This window comes from Roseateles sp. T103, assembly GCF_057219915.1.
In genome coordinates, this window is sequence record NZ_JBXVVS010000003.1 from 249,449 (window position 1) to 266,808 (window position 17,360).

The 17,360-nt window shown below is 64.6% G+C and carries 22 protein-coding genes; 18 read left to right on the forward strand and 4 right to left on the reverse strand.

Annotated elements, in window-relative coordinates:
- Positions 1–2: 2 nt before the first annotated feature.
- Positions 3–587: a VOC family protein gene (locus AC2EBS_RS11425; protein WP_484728544.1), complete on the forward strand. Its 585-nt coding sequence runs from the start codon at positions 3–5 to the stop codon at positions 585–587.
- A 134-nt stretch (positions 588–721) separates the two neighbouring features.
- On the opposite strand, the gene AC2EBS_RS11430 is transcribed toward AC2EBS_RS11425, so the two are convergent.
- Entirely contained in the window at positions 722–1,183 is a 462-nt protein-coding gene (locus AC2EBS_RS11430) for a c-type cytochrome (RefSeq protein ID WP_484728545.1), read from the reverse strand.
- Between AC2EBS_RS11430 and AC2EBS_RS11435 the strand changes: the two genes are divergently transcribed.
- The 16 genes from AC2EBS_RS11435 to AC2EBS_RS11510 all read left to right on the forward strand — a co-directional run bounded on the left by AC2EBS_RS11435 (position 1,182) and on the right by AC2EBS_RS11510 (position 13,828).
- Positions 1,182–2,045 (forward strand): cytochrome b/b6 domain-containing protein, encoded by an 864-nt coding sequence (locus tag AC2EBS_RS11435; protein ID WP_484728546.1) that lies wholly within the window; start codon positions 1,182–1,184, stop codon positions 2,043–2,045. The two genes, AC2EBS_RS11430 and AC2EBS_RS11435, sit on opposite strands and share 2 nt — an antisense overlap.
- A 1-nt stretch (position 2,046) precedes the next feature.
- Positions 2,047–2,550: a GNAT family N-acetyltransferase gene (locus AC2EBS_RS11440; RefSeq protein WP_484728547.1), complete on the forward strand. Its 504-nt coding sequence runs from the start codon at positions 2,047–2,049 to the stop codon at positions 2,548–2,550.
- A 63-nt stretch (positions 2,551–2,613) separates the two neighbouring features.
- Positions 2,614–3,534: an SMP-30/gluconolactonase/LRE family protein gene (locus tag AC2EBS_RS11445; protein ID WP_484728548.1), complete on the forward strand. Its 921-nt coding sequence runs from the start codon at positions 2,614–2,616 to the stop codon at positions 3,532–3,534.
- Positions 3,535–3,675: 141 nt separating this feature from the next.
- Complete coding sequence (locus tag AC2EBS_RS11450; protein ID WP_484728549.1) at positions 3,676–4,203, forward strand: ATP synthase subunit I; 528 nt, start codon at positions 3,676–3,678, stop codon at positions 4,201–4,203.
- Between the two features lie 15 nt (positions 4,204–4,218).
- Entirely contained in the window at positions 4,219–5,091 is an 873-nt protein-coding gene (atpB, locus tag AC2EBS_RS11455; RefSeq protein WP_484728550.1) for a F0F1 ATP synthase subunit A, read from the forward strand.
- 77 nt (positions 5,092–5,168) lie between these two features.
- A complete protein-coding gene (gene atpE / locus AC2EBS_RS11460; RefSeq protein WP_058933479.1) occupies positions 5,169–5,417 on the forward strand; it encodes a F0F1 ATP synthase subunit C in 249 nt (82 codons plus the stop codon).
- 38 nt (positions 5,418–5,455) lie between these two features.
- Complete coding sequence (locus tag AC2EBS_RS11465) at positions 5,456–5,926, forward strand: F0F1 ATP synthase subunit B (RefSeq protein ID WP_484728551.1); 471 nt, start codon at positions 5,456–5,458, stop codon at positions 5,924–5,926.
- A gap of 2 nt (positions 5,927–5,928) precedes the next feature.
- Positions 5,929–6,462 carry a F0F1 ATP synthase subunit delta gene (locus tag AC2EBS_RS11470; protein WP_484728552.1) on the forward strand — a complete coding sequence of 178 codons (534 nt, stop codon included), beginning with the start codon at positions 5,929–5,931 and terminating at the stop codon, positions 6,460–6,462.
- Between the two features lie 85 nt (positions 6,463–6,547).
- The gene (gene atpA, locus AC2EBS_RS11475) at positions 6,548–8,101 is read left to right on the forward strand and encodes a F0F1 ATP synthase subunit alpha (RefSeq protein ID WP_484728553.1); all 1,554 of its coding nucleotides are present in this window, start codon (positions 6,548–6,550) and stop codon (positions 8,099–8,101) included.
- Positions 8,102–8,156: 55 nt separating this feature from the next.
- Positions 8,157–9,029 carry a F0F1 ATP synthase subunit gamma gene (gene atpG / locus AC2EBS_RS11480; RefSeq protein ID WP_484728554.1) on the forward strand — a complete coding sequence of 291 codons (873 nt, stop codon included), beginning with the start codon at positions 8,157–8,159 and terminating at the stop codon, positions 9,027–9,029.
- Between the two features lie 53 nt (positions 9,030–9,082).
- Positions 9,083–10,495, forward strand: a complete 1,413-nt coding sequence (atpD, locus tag AC2EBS_RS11485) for a F0F1 ATP synthase subunit beta (protein WP_484728555.1) — start codon at positions 9,083–9,085, stop codon at positions 10,493–10,495.
- 125 nt (positions 10,496–10,620) lie between these two features.
- Positions 10,621–11,034 (forward strand): F0F1 ATP synthase subunit epsilon, encoded by a 414-nt coding sequence (locus AC2EBS_RS11490; protein ID WP_484728556.1) that lies wholly within the window; start codon positions 10,621–10,623, stop codon positions 11,032–11,034.
- A gap of 147 nt (positions 11,035–11,181) precedes the next feature.
- Positions 11,182–12,021 (forward strand): D-hexose-6-phosphate mutarotase, encoded by an 840-nt coding sequence (locus AC2EBS_RS11495; protein ID WP_484728557.1) that lies wholly within the window; start codon positions 11,182–11,184, stop codon positions 12,019–12,021.
- Positions 12,022–12,109: 88 nt separating this feature from the next.
- Positions 12,110–12,790, forward strand: coding sequence for a CsgG/HfaB family protein (locus tag AC2EBS_RS11500; protein WP_484728558.1), 681 nt, complete (start codon positions 12,110–12,112; stop codon positions 12,788–12,790).
- A complete protein-coding gene (locus AC2EBS_RS11505) occupies positions 12,787–13,164 on the forward strand; it encodes a DUF4810 domain-containing protein (RefSeq protein WP_484728559.1) in 378 nt (125 codons plus the stop codon). Before AC2EBS_RS11500 ends, AC2EBS_RS11505 begins: the two co-directional genes overlap by 4 nt.
- 13 nt (positions 13,165–13,177) lie before the next feature.
- Positions 13,178–13,828, forward strand: coding sequence for a DUF799 domain-containing protein (locus AC2EBS_RS11510; protein WP_484728560.1), 651 nt, complete (start codon positions 13,178–13,180; stop codon positions 13,826–13,828).
- Between the two features lie 52 nt (positions 13,829–13,880).
- Here AC2EBS_RS11510 and AC2EBS_RS11515 read toward each other — a convergent pair whose 3' ends face one another.
- Genes AC2EBS_RS11515 through AC2EBS_RS11525 form a run of 3 tightly spaced genes read right to left on the reverse strand, consistent with a single transcriptional unit; the run spans position 13,881 to position 15,965 of the window.
- Positions 13,881–14,396, reverse strand: coding sequence for a TPM domain-containing protein (locus AC2EBS_RS11515; protein WP_484728561.1), 516 nt, complete (start codon positions 14,394–14,396; stop codon positions 13,881–13,883).
- On the reverse strand, positions 14,396–15,298 hold the full coding sequence (locus AC2EBS_RS11520; protein ID WP_484728562.1) for a TPM domain-containing protein: 903 nt from the start codon (positions 15,296–15,298) through the stop codon (positions 14,396–14,398). The genes AC2EBS_RS11515 and AC2EBS_RS11520 overlap by 1 nt, the downstream gene beginning before the upstream one ends.
- Before the next feature lie 37 nt (positions 15,299–15,335).
- On the reverse strand, positions 15,336–15,965 hold the full coding sequence (locus AC2EBS_RS11525) for a LemA family protein (RefSeq protein WP_484728563.1): 630 nt from the start codon (positions 15,963–15,965) through the stop codon (positions 15,336–15,338).
- Between the two features lie 111 nt (positions 15,966–16,076).
- Here AC2EBS_RS11525 and hemE point away from each other — a divergent pair, with 111 nt between their 5' ends.
- The gene (hemE, locus tag AC2EBS_RS11530; protein ID WP_484728564.1) at positions 16,077–17,168 is read left to right on the forward strand and encodes a uroporphyrinogen decarboxylase; all 1,092 of its coding nucleotides are present in this window, start codon (positions 16,077–16,079) and stop codon (positions 17,166–17,168) included.
- Positions 17,169–17,360 lie beyond the last annotated feature (192 nt).

A 17,360-nucleotide genomic window follows, 5' to 3' on the forward strand; every position in this document is an offset into this window, starting at 1 on the left:
GCATGGAAATCGACCACCTCGTCGTTGGAGCTGCCAGCCTCGATGAAGGCGTGGCGTGGTGCGAGCGCGTGCTGGGCGTGACGCCGCTGCCAGGTGGCAAGCATGCGCTGATGGGCACGCACAACCGGCTGCTCAACATCAGCGGTCCGGGCTACGAGCGCTGCTATCTGGAGATCATCGCGATCGACCCGGAAGCGCCGGGTCCGCAGGGCCGCGCACGCTGGTTCGACCTGGACAAGCCGGAGCTGCAGCAGGCGCTCCGCGACAAGGGGCCAGGGCTGATCCACTGGGTGGCGCGCGTGGCCAATCTCGATGCGGCGCTGGCCGATTGGCAGAGCGAGGGCATCGATGTGGGCGAAGCGGTCGAGGCCTCTCGCGACGCGCTGCGCTGGCGCATAGCCTTGCGTCAGGACGGGCTGCGCCTGGCGCGCGATAGCCTGCCGGTGCCGATCGAGTGGGGCGACGCGCATCCGACCGACACCATGCCCGACAGCGGCGTGCGCCTGTTGGCCTTCGATGCCCGGGACGGGCTGCATGTGCGGCTTGCTACGCCGCGAGGGGAAGTGGCGCTCGAGCGCATCGCTTGAGGGCTGGCGACCGGGTTTGATCTGCCACGGTCGCGGCGCCGGGCCACGCCCCTACCCGAGCGACACCCGAGGATCCGGCTTTGCCGGGCCCAGGGATGTGCTCAGCCATGGGGTGCGCGTAGCGCGTGGAGGGATCAAGGATTCCGGAAGTCGTCGTGGCAGGCCTTGCAGGTGTTCGCCGCGGGGCCGAAGGCTGCCTTGAGTTGATCCAGGTTGTTGGCCTTGGCGGCGACGGCCAGCTTGGCGACTTCTTCCTGCATCTTCTTCGCGCCGGCGTCGAACTTGGCCTTCTCGGTCCAGACATTCGCCTTGGGCGTGCCCTTCTCGGTGCCGGCAGTGCCTTCGACGAAGCCGGCGAAGGGCAGCTTGGCCAGATCCTGCACGATCTCGGCATTGGCTGCGGCCGCTGCGCCATCGAAGGGGACACGGCCCTGTGCCATCGCGCCGATGCGGCTGAAGTGGGTGGCCATCACCGTGAATGCGGCCTTGCGGTACTTCACCGCGTCCTCGGGCTTCTGGAATTGCGCTGCAGCAGGCAGGGCGCTGCAGAGGCCGGCGACCGCACTCAGACCGATTGCGAAATGCTTGAGGTTCATGCTGGGATTCCTTGTTGTGGAAGAGGAAAGGCCGTGCGCCGGCTCGTGTCGCGGGGCGCCGCTGCAGTGTACGAAGTCGCTGCGATCTTTGCAGGGCTGGGCGCGGCAGCAGGTCTTGGGTTATCGTCGCCGCTCGTTGCGGCAGCAGTTGGAGAGTGCAAGCATGGTCGATGCTTCGGCCGCCAGGGGTGCGGCCCGGGTGCGGGTGTGGGATTTGCCGACGAGGCTGTTTCATTGGGCGCTCGCAGCCAGCGTGATCGGTGCCGTGGTCAGCGCCAAGCTCGGCGGCAATGCGATGGTCTGGCATATGCGGCTGGGTTATGCGGTGGCAGCCCTGCTGCTGTTTCGCCTCGTCTGGGGTGTGATCGGTGGTCGCTGGTCGCGCTTCTGGAGCTTTGTCTATAGCCCGGCTGCCTACCTGCGCTATCTCAGCGGCCGCGCACGCGACGACGATCGCTTCGAGGTGGGGCATAACCCGCTGGGCGCGCTGTCGGTGTTTGCCATGCTGGGCTGGCTGGCCTTGCAGGTAGGGTCCGGCCTGATAGCCGACGATGAGATCGCCATCGTCGGGCCGCTGGTGCGCTATGTGTCCAGCGAGACCAGTCTGGCCTGGACGTCACATCACAAGAGCTGGGGCCAGTGGCTGCTCTTTGCGCTGGTGGGCCTGCACTTGGTGGCGATCGGCTTCTATCGCTGGCGCAAGGGCGGGGCCATGCTGAAGGCCATGATCGTGGGCGACAAGGAACTGCCGGCGACGACGCCGGCCTCGCGCGACAGTGCCATCACGAGGCTGCTTGCGCTGGCCGTGTTCGCTGGGTCTGCGGCCCTGGTGTACTGGATCATCGGCTTGGGAGCGTTCTAGCATGACTGGCGAGAGCAAACTGCCCGACATCCGGATGGTCAGTCCGCAATCGTCGGCTGACTGGGAGGCGACGCGCGCGATCCTTCGCGAGTACGCCGACAGCCTGCATGTGGACCTGTGCTTCCAGGGCTTCGAGGACGAACTGGCCGCATTGCCCGGCGCCTATGCGCCGCCAGATGGCCTGATGCTGCTCGTGCTGGTCGACAAGGAAGTGGCCGGCTGTGGCGCCTTTCGCAACCTGCCGGACGTGGATTACCCCAACGCCTGCGAGATGAAGCGGCTCTATGTGCGACCGGCGTTCCGGCGCTTCGGTCTAGGTCGACTGATTGCCCAGGCGCTGATGGACCGCGCAGCGCAGGCTGGTTACTCGTCGATGCTGCTCGATACCTTGGACGAGATGGAGGCGGCGCGCGGGCTCTACGAGAGTCTGGGCTTCGAGGAGGTGCCGCCTTTCTACTTCAACCCCATTCCCGGTGCCCACTACCTGAAAGCGTCGCTGGACTGAGCCGGGTGCGCGGTTACGCCCGGGTACGTCGCTAGCATCCAGGCTTTCGCAAGGATGCAGCCAATGAAGACGAATGCCGGCATGCCTGCCGAGGTGGAACTGGCTGGCCCGGAGCCGGCCGGGCTGGGCGAGTCGCCGCTGTGGCATGTCGGGCAGCAGTGCCTCTATTACGTGGACATCGCCGCGCGGCAAGTGCTGCGCCTGCAGCCTGAAAGCGGGCAGTTGATGCGTTGGCAACTCGATGCTGAGCCCGGCTGCATCGCGCATCTGTGCGACGGCGGGTTGCTGGTCGCAAGGCGCGACGGGCTGTGGCGGCTCGATACCCTTACGGGCGAGCAACGCCTGCTCTGCCCCCCGCCTTATGACCCGGGCCGACAGCGATTCAATGACGGCAAGCCCGATGCTCGCGGACGCTTCTGGGTCGGCACCATCGACGACGCCCGCGAGCCGCAGGCCAGTCTGTACCGTTGCGAGGCCGGGCACTGCGAGCGAGTGGAGGGTGGCATCGCCAATTCCAACGGCTTGGCGTTCAGCCCCGATGGCCGGCGTCTCTATTGGGCGGATACCAAAGGCCATCAGGTCTGGGCATTCAATGATGTGGAACTCGATGGCGGCGCGGTCGGCGCGCGTCGCCTGTTCGCGAGCTTCGCGCCGCCGCAGCCGGGGCAATTGCAGGCGGGCGGCTATGGCGGTCGCCCCGACGGGGCTGCCGTCGATGCCGAGGGCTGCTACTGGGTGGCGATGTACGAGGGCCAGCGCCTGTTGCGCTTCTCGCCTGGGGGCGATGTGCTCCAAGAGGTCCGTCTGCCGGTGAGTTGCCCGACCATGCTGTGTTTCGGCGGGCCGGACTTGCGCACGATCTACATCACCACGGCTCGCCACGGCCGCCCGGCGGCTGAGTTGGCCGCCCAGCCTTGGGCTGGCTGCGTGCTTCGCTGGCGCGCCGAGGTGCCGGGACTCGCACCACACTGTGTCAACTGGTGAGCTCTGCCAGATCCCAGCCGCGCTGACAAGATGCCGCAGGGTTAAGCAGTCCGACATGTGCCACCGCCGTCCCGGGGCTTGTCGGATTGATCAGGGTTTCCACATATAATCTTTGGGTTTTGCCGACTGCCTACTGCCGCCGTGACAACCCAAGACTCGCGTGCGCGCCGCTCTTCGCCGAATCAGGTGGAGGTGCCGCCGCTTCAGAACTGGGATCGCGATAGCGAGCTAGATGTGGACGGTGAGGCAGCCTTCAAGCCCCTGACGCGAGAAGAAGCACAGGCCTTGCAGGCGAAGAATCCCCCGGTCTCGCCTTGGCGAGTGGTGGCGGTGCAAGCCGTTGCGGGGGCGGTGCTTGTCGCGCTCTGGTGGTTGTTCACGCTGGAGGGGGGCAAGGCGTGGTCGGCGCTGTATGGCGCGATCGCGGTGGTGGTGCCGAATGCTCTGATGGCATGGGGGACTGCCAGACGACCGGTGACGAATGCGGGTGCTGCTCTGCTCTCGCTGATGTTCTGGGAGTCGATCAAGATTTTGCTGGCCATTGCCATTCTGGTGGCGGTGGTCATGCAGGTGTCTGATCTGAGTTGGCCGGCGATGCTGCTGACCATGATCGGATGCCTGAAGGTTAATTGGCTGGTCCTGCTTCGGCGGGGTCGAACGAAAAATTAGCGACGGAACCTGAACATGGCAGCAGAAGGACACGCGCCGACCGCTGGTGAGTACATCACTCACCATTTGCAGCACTGGCAGAAGAATTTCTCCTTTGTCGACCAGAAGCAGCAGGGCATTGTTGATTTCAGCGTCTTCAATTTCGATTCGCTGCTGTACTCCGTGGTGCTTGGTGCCATCGCCGTCTTTTTCCTGTGGCGAGCTGCACGCAAGGCCCATGCCGGCGTGCCGGGTCGCTTCCAGGCTGCGGTCGAGATCCTCGTCGAGATGGTGGACAACCAGGCCAAGGGCGTGATCCACAACGAGCAGAGCCGCAAGGTCGTCGGTCCGCTGGCGCTGACCGTGTTCGTGTGGATCTTCTTCATGAACGCCATGGACATGCTGCCGGTCGACTGGCTGCCGGCCTTGTGGGGTAGCTACGGTCCGTACGCCGATCCTCATGATGCGTACATGCGTGTCGTGCCGACCGCCGACCTGTCGACGACGCTCAGCATGTCGACTTTCGTGCTGCTGATGTGCCTCTTCTACAACATCAAGATCAAGGGTCTGGGCGGCTGGGGTCACGAGCTGATCTCGGCCCCGTTCGGCGCCCACCCGGTGCTGTGGCCGTTCAACTTTGCGATGCAGATGATCGAGTTCATCGCCAAGACGGTCTCGCACGGCATGCGACTGTTCGGCAACATGTTTGCCGGCGAACTGGTGTTCATGCTGATCGCGCTGATGGGCGGCGGCTGGGCGCTGACCGGTACCGGCATCGGTCTGGCCATCGGTCACGTGATCGCCGGCACGGTGTGGACGCTGTTCCACATCCTCGTTATCACGCTGCAGGCGTTCATTTTCATGATGCTGACGCTGATCTACATCGGCCAGGCCCATGACGCGCACTGATTGAGACGTCTCAGTCGGGCATTCATTTCCCTCGTTTCTTTCCTTTCTTTTTTCTAACCTCTCTTCAGGAGCTTCAAATGGAAAACATCCTCGGCCTCGTTGCACTGGCTTGCGGCATCATCGTTGGTCTGGGCGCTATCGGCGCTTCCATCGGCATCGCGCTGATGGGCGGCAAGTTCCTGGAGTCGTCGGCTCGTCAGCCTGAGCTGATGAACGAACTGCAGACCAAGATGTTCATTCTGGCCGGCCTGATCGACGCCGCCTTCCTGATCGGTGTCGCTATCGCTCTGCTGTTCGCCTTCGCGAATCCCTTCGTGCTGCGTTAATCCGCCACGTTCCCTTTCACGACTGAAAGGATCGTGCCGTGAATATCAACGCTAGCCTAATCATTCAGTGGATCCCGTTTGCGGTGCTCGTGTTCGTCACGATGCGCTTCATCTGGCCGCCGATCACCAAGGCACTGGACGAGCGTGCCGCCAAGATCCGCGAGGGTCTGGCTGCTGCCGACAAAGCCAAGGCTGAGCTGGCCACCGCCAACAAGGCGGCCGATGAGCAACGGGCCATTGCGCGCAACGAGACTGCCAAGCTGCTGGCCGACGCTGAAAAGCGTGCTGCCGCCATCGTGGACGAGGCGAAGAAGCGTGCTGAAGAAGAAGGCGCCAAGATCGTGGCTGCTGCGAAGGCCGAGGCCGACCAGCAAGCCACCCGTGCCCGCGAAGCCCTGCGTGAGCAGGTCGCCGTGCTGGCCGTGAAGGGCGCCGAGCAGATTCTTCAGCGCGAAGTCAACGCCAGCGTGCACGCCGAGTTGCTGGGCCGTCTGAAGACGGAGCTGTAATCATGGCTGAGCTCGCCACCATTGCACGCCCCTACGCCGAAGCGCTCTTCCAGGTCGCAAAGAAGCACGACGTGAAGGCCTGGGGCCAGGCGCTCGACGCGCTGGCCCTGGTCGCGCACGATGCGCAACTGCGTTCGTTTGCCGACAACCCCAAGGTCACTGCGGAGCAGGTCTACGCCGTCATGACGGCCGCCGCCAAGCAGACCCTGGCACCCGAGCTGGAGAACTTCCTGCGCGCGGTGATCGACAACGGCCGCCTCGCCGCGCTGCCGGCAGTCGTGGAGCAATTCCACGTGCTCGCCAACGCAGCTGCCGGCGTTGCAGACGCGCAGATCTTCAGTGCCTTCCCGATCGAGCCGGCTCAGTTGGCGGACGTGGTCGCGACGCTGGAAAAGCGCTTCGGTCGCAAGCTCGAAGCCCATGTGCAGCTGGAGCCCGCACTCATCGGCGGCATCCGGGTGGTGGTTGGCGACGAGGTGCTCGACACCTCCGTCAAGGCACGCCTGGACCGCATGAAAGTGGCGCTCACCGCCTGAGTACCAGCGCGAAGACACCCAAACCGATTCATCCCTGTGTCAAACGCGCTCTGGCAACAGACGCCCGACCAGATGGGAGCAAGCAATGCAACTGAATCCTGCTGAAATTTCCGAACTGATCAAGAGCCGCATCGAGGGTCTTGGCGCATCGACGGACGTCCGTAACCAGGGCACCGTGGTGTCCGTCTCCGACGGCATCGTCCGCATCCACGGCCTGTCCGATGTGATGCAAGGCGAAATGCTGGAGTTCCCCGCCGGCAAGGACGGCCAGCCGTCCTATGGCTTGGCGCTGAACCTCGAGCGCGACTCCGTCGGCGCCGTGATCTTGGGCGAGTACGAGCACATCTCCGAAGGCGATACCGTGAAGTGCACGGGCCGCATTCTGGAAGTGCCCGTCGGCCCCGAGCTGATCGGACGCGTCGTGAACGCCCTGGGCCAGCCTATCGACGGCAAGGGCCCGATCAACGCCAAGATGACGGACGTGATCGAGAAGGTCGCTCCCGGCGTGATCGCCCGTAAGTCGGTGGACCAGCCGGTCCAGACCGGCCTGAAGTCGATCGACTCGATGGTGCCCGTCGGCCGTGGCCAGCGCGAGCTGATCATCGGCGACCGCCAGACCGGCAAGACCGCCGTGGCCATCGACGCCATCATCAACCAGAAGGGTCAGAACATGACCTGCGTCTACGTCGCGATCGGCCAGAAGGCTTCGTCGATCAAGAACGTGGTGCGCGCTCTGGAGCAGGCTGGCGCGATGGAGTACACCATCGTCGTCGCCGCCTCGGCGTCCGAATCCGCTGCCATGCAGTACGTGTCGGCCTACTCGGGCTGCACGATGGGCGAGTACTTCCGCGACCGCGGTCAGGATGCGCTGATCGTCTATGACGACCTGTCCAAGCAGGCCGTGGCCTACCGTCAGGTCTCGCTGCTGCTGCGCCGTCCCCCGGGCCGCGAGGCTTTCCCTGGCGATGTGTTCTATCTCCACAGCCGCCTGCTGGAGCGTGCCGCTCGCGTGAACGCCGACTACGTCGAAGCGTTCACCAAGGGCGAGGTGAAGGGCAAGACCGGTTCGCTGACCGCGCTGCCCATCATCGAGACGCAAGCCGGTGACGTGTCCGCCTTCGTTCCGACCAACGTGATCTCGATCACCGACGGTCAGATCTTCCTGGAAACCAACCTGTTCAACGCTGGTATCCGTCCCGCCATCAACGCCGGTATCTCGGTGTCGCGCGTCGGCGGTGCAGCGCAGACCAAGCTGATCAAGAGCCTGTCCGGCGGTATCCGTACCGACCTGGCGCAGTATCGCGAGCTGGCTGCCTTCGCGCAGTTCGCTTCCGATCTGGACGAATCGACCCGCAAGCAACTGGACCGCGGTGCCCGCGTGACCGAGCTGCTCAAGCAGGCCCAGTATTCGCCGCTGCCGATCAGCCTGATGGGCGCTTCGCTGTACGCGGTGAACAAGGGCTTCATGGACGACATCGACGTCAAGAAGGTCCTGGCTTTCGAGCACGGTCTGCACCAGTTCCTGAAGACTAGCCATGCCGCTCTGCTGGCCAAGCTGGAAGCCGACAAGGCCATGGACAAGGATGCCGAGGCCGAGCTGAACGCCGCCATCACCGCGTTCAAGAAGTCCTTCGCCTAAGTGACCATGACCGGGCGGTGACGCAAGAAGCTGCCCGGCCCTAACAGGAGAAATCATGGCATCAAGCAAGGAAATTCGCGGCAAGATCAAGTCGGTCGAAAACACCAAGAAGATCACCAAGGCCATGGAAATGGTCGCCGCTTCCAAGATGCGCAAGGCGCAGGAGCGGATGCGTGCGGCTCGTCCCTACAGCGAGAAGATCGGCAACATCGCTGCCAATCTGTCGCAGGCCAACCCCGAGTATGTCCACCCCTTCCTGATCAAGAACGATCAGGCCAAGCAGGTGGGCTTCGTGGTGGTGACGACCGACAAGGGTCTGTGCGGTGGCCTGAACACCAACCTGCTGCGCGCGACGACCGCCAAGCTCAAGGAGCTGGAAGCTGCGGGTCAGAAGGCCGAGGTCGTTGCCATCGGCAACAAGGGCCTGGGCTTCATGAACCGCATCGGCGCCAAGGTCGTGGCTCAGGTGACGCAGCTGGGCGACCAGCCGCACATCGAGCGCCTGATCGGCCCGGTGAAGCTGCTGCTCGACCAGTACGCCGAAGGCAAGCTGTCGGCTGTGTACCTCTGCTACACCCGCTTCATCAACACGATGAAGCAGGAGCCGGTGGTGCATCAGCTGCTGCCGCTGACGACCGAAGGGATGAAGACTGGTGGCGGCTCGCACTCGTGGGATTACATCTACGAGCCCGATGCCCCGTCCGTCATCGACGAGCTGCTGGTGCGCTACAGCGAGGCCCTGGTCTACCAGGCCGTGGCCGAAAACATGGCGTCCGAGCAGTCGGCACGCATGGTGGCCATGAAGGCCGCGACCGACAACGCAGGCACCCTGATCGGTGAGCTGAAGCTGGTCTACAACAAGACCCGTCAGGCTGCGATCACCAAGGAACTGTCCGAGATCGTCGGTGGCGCTGCCGCCGTGGGCTGATCGTCCGACGCTCAAGCGAACGCTAAAGTTTTTGGAATTGAAGGAACGAAAAAATGGCTAACACTCAATCGGTGGGCAAGATCGTTCAGTGCATCGGCGCCGTGGTGGACGTGGAGTTCCCGCGTGACCAGATGCCCAAGGTGTACGACGCCCTGAAGATGCAAGGCTCCGCGCTGACGCTGGAAGTCCAGCAGCAGCTGGGCGACGGCGTGGTGCGCACCATTGCGCTGGGCTCGTCCGACGGTCTGCGCCGTGGCGTCGAGGTCTACAACACCGGCGACACCATCCGCGTGCCCGTGGGTCAGTCGACCCTGGGTCGCATCATGGACGTGCTGGGTAATCCGATCGACGAGCGCGGCGACATCGACCAGGCGCTGACCGCGTCGATCCACCGCAAGGCCCCGGCCTATGACGAGCTGAGCCCGTCGACCGAGCTGCTCGAAACCGGTATCAAGGTGATCGACCTGATCTGCCCGTTCGCCAAGGGCGGCAAGGTGGGTCTGTTCGGTGGCGCCGGCGTGGGCAAGACCGTGAACATGATGGAGCTCATCAACAACATCGCCAAGGCTCACTCGGGTCTGTCGGTGTTCGCTGGTGTGGGCGAGCGTACCCGTGAGGGCAACGACTTCTATCACGAGATGGCCGATTCCGGCGTCGTGAACCTCGAGTCGCTGAAGGACTCCAAGGTCGCGATGGTCTACGGCCAGATGAACGAGCCCCCGGGCAACCGTCTGCGCGTGGCGTTGACCGGCCTGACCATGGCTGAGTCGTTCCGTGACGAAGGCCGTGACGTGCTGTTCTTCGTGGACAACATCTACCGCTACACGCTGGCCGGTACCGAAGTGTCCGCGCTGCTGGGCCGTATGCCTTCCGCCGTGGGCTACCAGCCGACGCTGGCCGAAGAAATGGGCCGCCTGCAGGAGCGCATCACGTCGACCAAGGTCGGCTCGATCACCTCGATCCAGGCCGTGTACGTCCCTGCGGACGACTTGACCGACCCGTCTCCTGCCACGACCTTCGCCCACCTGGACGCCACCGTCGTGCTGTCGCGTGACATCGCCGCGCTGGGTATCTACCCCGCCGTTGATCCGCTGGACTCGACCTCGCGTCAAGTGGACCCGAACGTGGTCGGCGAAGAGCACTACGGCACCACCCGCGCCGTGCAGGCCGTGCTGCAGCGCTACAAGGAACTGCGCGACATCATCGCGATTCTGGGCATGGACGAACTGTCGCCGGAAGACAAGCTGGCCGTGGCTCGCGCCCGCAAGATCCAGCGCTTCCTGTCGCAGCCCTTCCACGTCGCGGAAGTGTTCACCGGCTCGCCCGGCAAGTACGTCCCGCTGAAGGAAACCATCCGCGGCTTCAAGATGATCGTCAACGGCGAGTGCGACCACCTGCCGGAGCAGGCCTTCTACATGGTCGGCACCATCGACGAAGCCTTCGAAAAGGCCAAGAAGCTCCAGTAAGCGGCGCATACGGCGGGCTGGCGTCGTTGCCGTGCTCGCCGGGGTCTGACCCCGGCTGCGCGCGACGCCTAGCCAGACCACCGTCTGCTTGCTTACTGAGTTTCTAACGCTAAGGAAGATTGAACATGGCAACCATTCATGTTGACGTGGTGTCCGCCGAAGAGCAGATCTTCTCCGGCGAGGCCAAGTTCGTCGCGCTGCCGGGCGAAGGTGGCGAGCTGGGCATCCTGCCGCAGCACACTCCGCTGATCACCCGCATCAAGCCGGGCGCGGTGCGCATCGAGCGTGCCGAGGGCGGCGAGGAGTTCGTCTTCGTGGCCGGTGGCATTCTCGAAGTGCAACCGGGCACGGTCACCGTGCTGGCCGACACCGCAATCCGCGGCAAGGACCTGGACGAGGCCAAGGCGACCGAGGCCAAGAAGCTGGCCGAGGAAGCGATGAAGAACGCCAAGAGCGACATCGACTTCGCCAAGGCGCAGAGCGAGTTCGCGGCCATGGCTGCGCAGATCGCTGCGCTGCGCAAGTTCCGCAAGAAGTAATCCGGATGGAACCCGGCGGCCCCGTTGCCGCCGTAACATCATCAGCGCCCGCCGACGCGAGTCCGGCGGGCGTTGTCTTTCCAGCCACCCCCCGAACGCGCCAGCCCTACCATGCCGACCTCCATTGCGATCAGCCGTCATCAAGACATGGATGCCCTGGACCTGCGGGCACCGGACGGTGCCCGCGCGCTTGTGCTGCTGCATGGCGCCCAGGTGCTGTCATGGGTGCCGGCCGGTGCCGACGAACAGCTCTACATGTCTCCGAAGGCAGCCTACGCCAGCGGCCAAGCGCTGCGCGGTGGCGTGCCGGTGATCTTCCCGCAGTTCTCCGACCGCGGTCCGCTGCAGCGCCATGGCTTTGCTCGCAGCAAGCCCTGGCAGCTGGTTTCGGCAGAGCAAAGCAGTGACGATGCGCTGGCAGTGCTGCGCCTGACTGACGACGCAGCGACGCGCATGTTCTGGCCTCATGCCTTCGAGGCCGAGCTGACGGTGCGCGTTGCCGGGCGCAGCCTCGAGATCGAGCTCGCCTGCTTGAATACCGGCGCCGAACGATTCGCCTTCACCGCGGCGCTGCACAGCTATCTGCGCGTCAAGTCCTTGCACGATGTGAGCCTGTCCGGGCTGGCTGGACTGCACTATTGGGACGCCATCGACAAGGCCGAGCATCGCCAGCGCAGTGACCTGTTGCTGCCCGGCGCACCGGGCGCGGAAGACCTGGATCGCATCTACCACCAGGTGAGGCAAGACCTGACCCTGCGCGAACAGGGTATTGATGGCAAGACGCGTACGCTGGGCATCAGCCAGCAGGGCTTTGCTGACACGGTGGTCTGGAATCCTGGTGCCGAACGCTGTGCCGCCCTCACTGACATGCCGGCGGATGGCTGGCGACACATGCTCTGCGTCGAGGCCGCAGCGATCGAGCACCCGATCGCCCTCGAGCCCGGACAGGAGTGGTCGGGGATGCAGACCCTGACGCTGACCCCCTAAAGTAGGAAGGGAAAGTCCCCGCCGGAATTCGCGTGGTGACAACAGTCGCGGCGCTAGCATCCGTTCACCTAACGGGTTCGGGGGTTGAATGGGAATCAGCAGGCGCTGTGTAAGTGTGGTGGCAATGGCCGCGGTGATGGGTGGATGCGCGACGGTCGAGCAGTCACGAACGATACAGACCCAGCAAGTGAGCAGCGCAAGCGTGCCTGTGCCTGCCAGTGCAAAGGTGACGGTCGCTATCGCCAAGTTTGAGAATCGGACCGAGTACATGCGTGGCATGTTCACTAGCGGCCCGGATCGCCTGGGGGCGCAGGCCAAGACGATTCTGCAAAGTCACCTTCAGCAGTCACAGCGGTTCAGTGTCATGGATCGCGAGAACATGGCCGAGGCGCGCCTGGAGTCAGGCTTCAATGAAACACAGTTAAAGGTTCGCGGCGCCAGCTTCTTGATCTCGGGTGCGGTGAGCGAATTCGGTCGCAAGGAGGTGGGCGACAGGCAGTTCTTCGGCGTGCTCGGTCGTGGCAAGACGCAGGTCGCATATGCGAAGGTGACTGTGAATGTCCTGAACAGCCAGACGGCAGAAGTTGTCTACTCCGTACAGGGCGGTGGCGAGTACAGCCTCTCCGAGCGTGAAGTCATTGGATTTGGTAGCACCGCGTCTTACGACCCGACACTAAATGGGAAAGTGCTCGACCTTGCTGTGCGGGAGGCGGTCGAGAAATTGGTAGCTGCCCTGGACAGCGGTGCTTGGCGGGGGGCAGCGAAATGAAGTCGTCCGAGTCGCTGAAGGTCAGGATTGCCGCGCTCACTCTGCCTCTGTTGCTCGCCGCTTGCGCTTCACCTTCGAAGCCGCTGTATCAGTGGGGCGTGTATCAGCCAGCCCTTTACGCACACTTCAAGGGTGACGAAGCGAAGCTCCAAGAGATGCTCGACAAACTCGAGTCGCAGCTTCGCGAGACAGATCGGCAAGGCCTTGCTCCGCCTCCGGGGCTGCATGCGCACCTCGCGCTGTTGAACGCCAAGCTCGGCCGCGGGGAACTGTCGCGCCAGCATCTTGAGGCAGAGCGTAGGCGTTTCCCGGAATCCGCCGCATACATGGAGCATCTGCTACGCAATGCGCAGAAGGCCCAGTCGAATAGCTAGGAAACGCCACAGCATGTACCAACGACTCGTCTTCACCCTGGTCTCAGTCGCCATACTCGCAGGCTGTGCCACTGTGCCTCCCAAGGACCTGACCGCATTCCGAGCTGCCAAGCCTGCGTCTATGCTGGTCTTGCCGCCGCTCAACGAGACGCCCGAACCGAATGCGGTGCACGGTGTCATGGCACAGCTGAGCCTCCCGCTTGCCGAGGCCGGCTATTACGTCATGCCCGTCAGCATGGTCGCAGAGACCTTTCGACAAAACGGCATGCAGACGTCTCACGACATTCATCAAATCTCGTTCCCCAAGCTGAGGGAAGTGTTTGGTGCTGACGCTGCGGTGTACGTGACGGTCAAGCAGTACGGCACCAAGTACATGGTTGTGGCAAGTGACACGATCGTTGCCGTAGAGGCCCGCATCGTCGATCTGCGCAGTGGAGCAGAGCTATGGAAGGGCCAAGCAAGCGCCGCTTCTTCGGAAGAGGGCGGGAGCTCTCAGCAGGGCATCGTCGGCCTTCTGGTCAAGGCCTTGGTCGAGCAAATCCTCAATACGGCCACTGATCGAAGCTTTCCTGTTGCGGGGCGTGCTGTTAACCGACTCTTTGCTGCGGGAACACCTCAGGGCATTCCACCTGGCCCAAGGTTGCCAGTCGCTGTGCGGCCGTGAAGCGTGCTACCGGCCGACTCGCAGAGGCGCGTGTAACGCCACTTCTCCCTGCCTAGCCCAGCAGCAGCACAGCGTCCGGCAGCTCGTTGGGATTGAGCTGTCCGGGGGCCAGAGGGAAGTGGTGTTGCAGCAGGGCGTCGACCGCGTCCACCGCGGTACTCAGCCCTTCCTCGAATCGTCCGCCGCGCAGCGAGGCGCTGAGCGAGTGGACGATGTCCTGCCACTGCTCGCCCGACACGCGACGGCTCAGCCCGCGGTCGGCGACGATCTCGATCGCATGCTCGGCCAGCAGCAGGTAGATCAGCACGCCGTTGTTGTCCTCGGTGTCCCAGACGCGCAGCTTGCCGAATAGCGTCAGTGCGCGGTCGCGGGCACGCAGACCCTTCCAGAGATAGGACAGCGGCAAGCCTGCCTCCACGCAGACGCAGATTTCGCCGCTGTGCCGCCTCTCGCTGGCACGCACATGCGCCTCGAGCCGACGTACTGCCGCGTGAGGCAGCGCGCGGCTCAGGTCCGCGCTGTCGGTCCAGCGGTGCTTGATCACGCGCAGCACGCGTCTCACATCCATCACCAGTCTCCTGAGGCGCCGCCACCGCCAAAGTCGCCGCCCCCACCGGACGAGAAGCCTCCGCCTCCGCCACCCCAGCCGCTGCTGCCATGGCCGGCACTACTTCCCCAGCCGCCCCAGTGCGTGGGCAGGCCGCGTCGGCTGGCGCCTATCCCCATCACGCTGACCATGATCAGCGCTGCAAAGGCGGCCACCACAGCCAGCAGCAGTCCGGTGCCGAGCAGCCAGCCCACCAGACCTGCGGCGCCGCCCGTCAGCAGCCCGCCGAGCTTGCGGCCGAAGATGGCTGTCAGCACCGAGCCGATGACGGGCACGCCAACGAAGAAGAACAGTCCCAGATCCTCGAAGTCGAAGCCAGCGCCGCCGCTGCCTGCCGCGCGCGGCGGCGGCGCGGGCAGATGCTCGCCGCGGATACGCGCCTGCAACTGGTCGACGGCGCGGTTCAGTCCGCCGGCATAGTCGCCCGCCTTGAACGCCGGGGTGATGGCGTCCTGGATGATCTGCCGCGCGGCGAGGTCGGGGATCGCGCCTTCCAGCGCCTTGGCGACCTCGATGCGCACGCGGCGGTCATTCCTGGCCACGACGATCAGCAGCCCGTCGCCAAGCTCGCGCCGGCCGATCTTCCAGCTGTCTGCGACGCGCTGCGCATACGCCGCGATGTCCTCCGGCGCCGTGGACGGAACAATCAGCACCACGATCTGCGGGCCGGCCTCGCGTTCGAAGGCCTCGAGCTTGCCCTCCAGCGCCGAGCGCTGCACGGTATCCAGCGTGCCGGTCTGGTCGATCACGCGGGCGGTCAGCACCGGCACGGGCTGCACGTCCTGGGCCGACGCGATCGCTGGCGCCAGCCAGGCGAAGACGCACAGCCACACCGGCAGCAGCAGACGCAGCCGCGCGATCACCGCAGAAAGGGGCTGGAACCGAGCGCTCAGGGCAACCTCACTTCGAGGCGGCGGGCGCTGCGGGCTTGTCGAAGTTCACCGTCGGCGCAGTCTTGATGGTGGCTTCGTTCTCCACCTGGAAGCCGGGCTTGACTTGGTAGCCGAAGACCATGGCGGTCAGGTTGGTCGGGAAGCTCCGCGCTAGCGTGTTGTACTCGGCCACAGACTTGATGTATCGGTTGCGCGCCACGGTGATGCGGTTCTCGGTGCCCTCCAACTGGACGCGCAGGTCCTGGAAGCCCTGGTTGGCCTTCAGGTTGGGGTAGTTCTCACTGATCACCAGCAGGCGGCTCAGCGCGCCGGACAGCTCGCCTTGTGCGGCCTGGAACTTCTTCAGTGCTTCGGGATCTCGTGCCAGCTCAGGCGTCACCTGGATGCTCGTGGCCTTGGCACGGGCCTCGACCACCTTGGTCAGCGTCTCTTGCTCGAAGTTCGCCTCGCCCTTGACGGTGTTGACGATGTTGGGGATCAGGTCGGCGCGGCGCTGGTACTGGCTCAGCACCTCGGCCCAGTTGGCATTGACCTGCTCATCCAGCCGCTGGAACTCGTTGTAGCCGCAGCCCGACAGCGACAGTGTCGAGGCAATCAAGAGTGCGCCGAGTCCGCGGCGCGTGTCTAGCCAAGCCATGGCAGAGGTCCTCCTAGGTGGTGCGTTGGGCGCTCGGTGCGCTGCCTGCAGATGGCGTCAGCGCCGCCGGCATCAAGTGCCGGCGCCAGTATCGCAGCGGATAATCCGGCCATGAGCGCAACTCTGAAAAACGACACCTTCCTGCGCGCCTGCCTGCGCCAGCCCACCGACTACACGCCCGTCTGGCTGATGCGCCAGGCGGGCCGCTATCTGCCTGAGTACCGCGCCACGCGTGCCAAGGCCGGCAGCTTCATGGGCCTGGCCACCAATGTGGACTACGCCACCGAGGTGACCCTGCAGCCGCTGGACCGCTATGCGCTGGACGCGGCGATCCTGTTCTCGGACATCCTCACCGTGCCGGATGCGATGGGCCTGGGCCTGACGTTCGCGCAGGGCGAGGGGCCGAAGTTCGCCAAGATCGTGCGCGATGAGGCCGCCGTGGCCGAGCTGGCGGTGCCCGACATGGCCAAGCTGCGCTATGTGTTCGACGCCGTGACCTCGATCCGCAAGGCCTTGAACGGCCGCGTGCCGCTGATCGGCTTCTCCGGCAGCCCCTGGACGCTGGCCTGCTATATGGTCGAGGGCGGCGGCTCGGACGACTACCGCCAGGTGAAGAGCCTGATGTATGCGCGGCCCGATCTGATGCATCGCATCCTGCAGGTCAATGCCGACGCCGTGGCGACCTATCTGAACACGCAGATCGAGGCGGGCGCTCAGGCGGTGATGATCTTCGACTCCTGGGGCGGCGTGCTGGCCGATGGCATGTTCCAGCGCTTCAGCCTGGACTATTCGCGCCGCGTGCTGGCGCAGGTGAAAACCGAGCACGAAGGCCAGCGCATCCCGCGCATTCTCTTCACCAAGGGCGGCGGCCTCTGGCTGGACGAGATCGCCGCGGCCGGTGCCGACGTGGTGGGCCTGGACTGGACGGTCAACCTGGCCCGCGCCCGCGCCCAGCTGCAGGACAAGGTGGCGCTGCAAGGCAATCTGGACCCCAACGTGCTGTTCGCGCCGCCCGACGCGGTGCGCGAACAGGTGCGTGCGGTGCTGGACAGCTTCGGCCGTCCGCAGCGCGCCGACGGCGGCTGGGGCGGCCATGTCTTCAACCTGGGCCATGGCATCAGCCAGTTCACGCCGCCCGAGCATGTCTCGGCCCTGGTGGACGAGGTGCATGCGCATTCGCGCCGGCTGCGTGCCGCAGCCTGAGCCGGTGCGGCCGCTGCCGTGATTTCGTGCAAGCGGGAACTCACTTATCCCCAAATTGGGGATTGCCGTCGGCGCAGGCTGTGCGTGCTGCGGCGCAAGCCCTGGTTTTCCCGATTGCGCGCTAAGTACTTGATTTCAAAGCAGGCAATTGCGCAAACGGCGGAATGTTGTCCAAGGCAGGCTGTTTCGCCA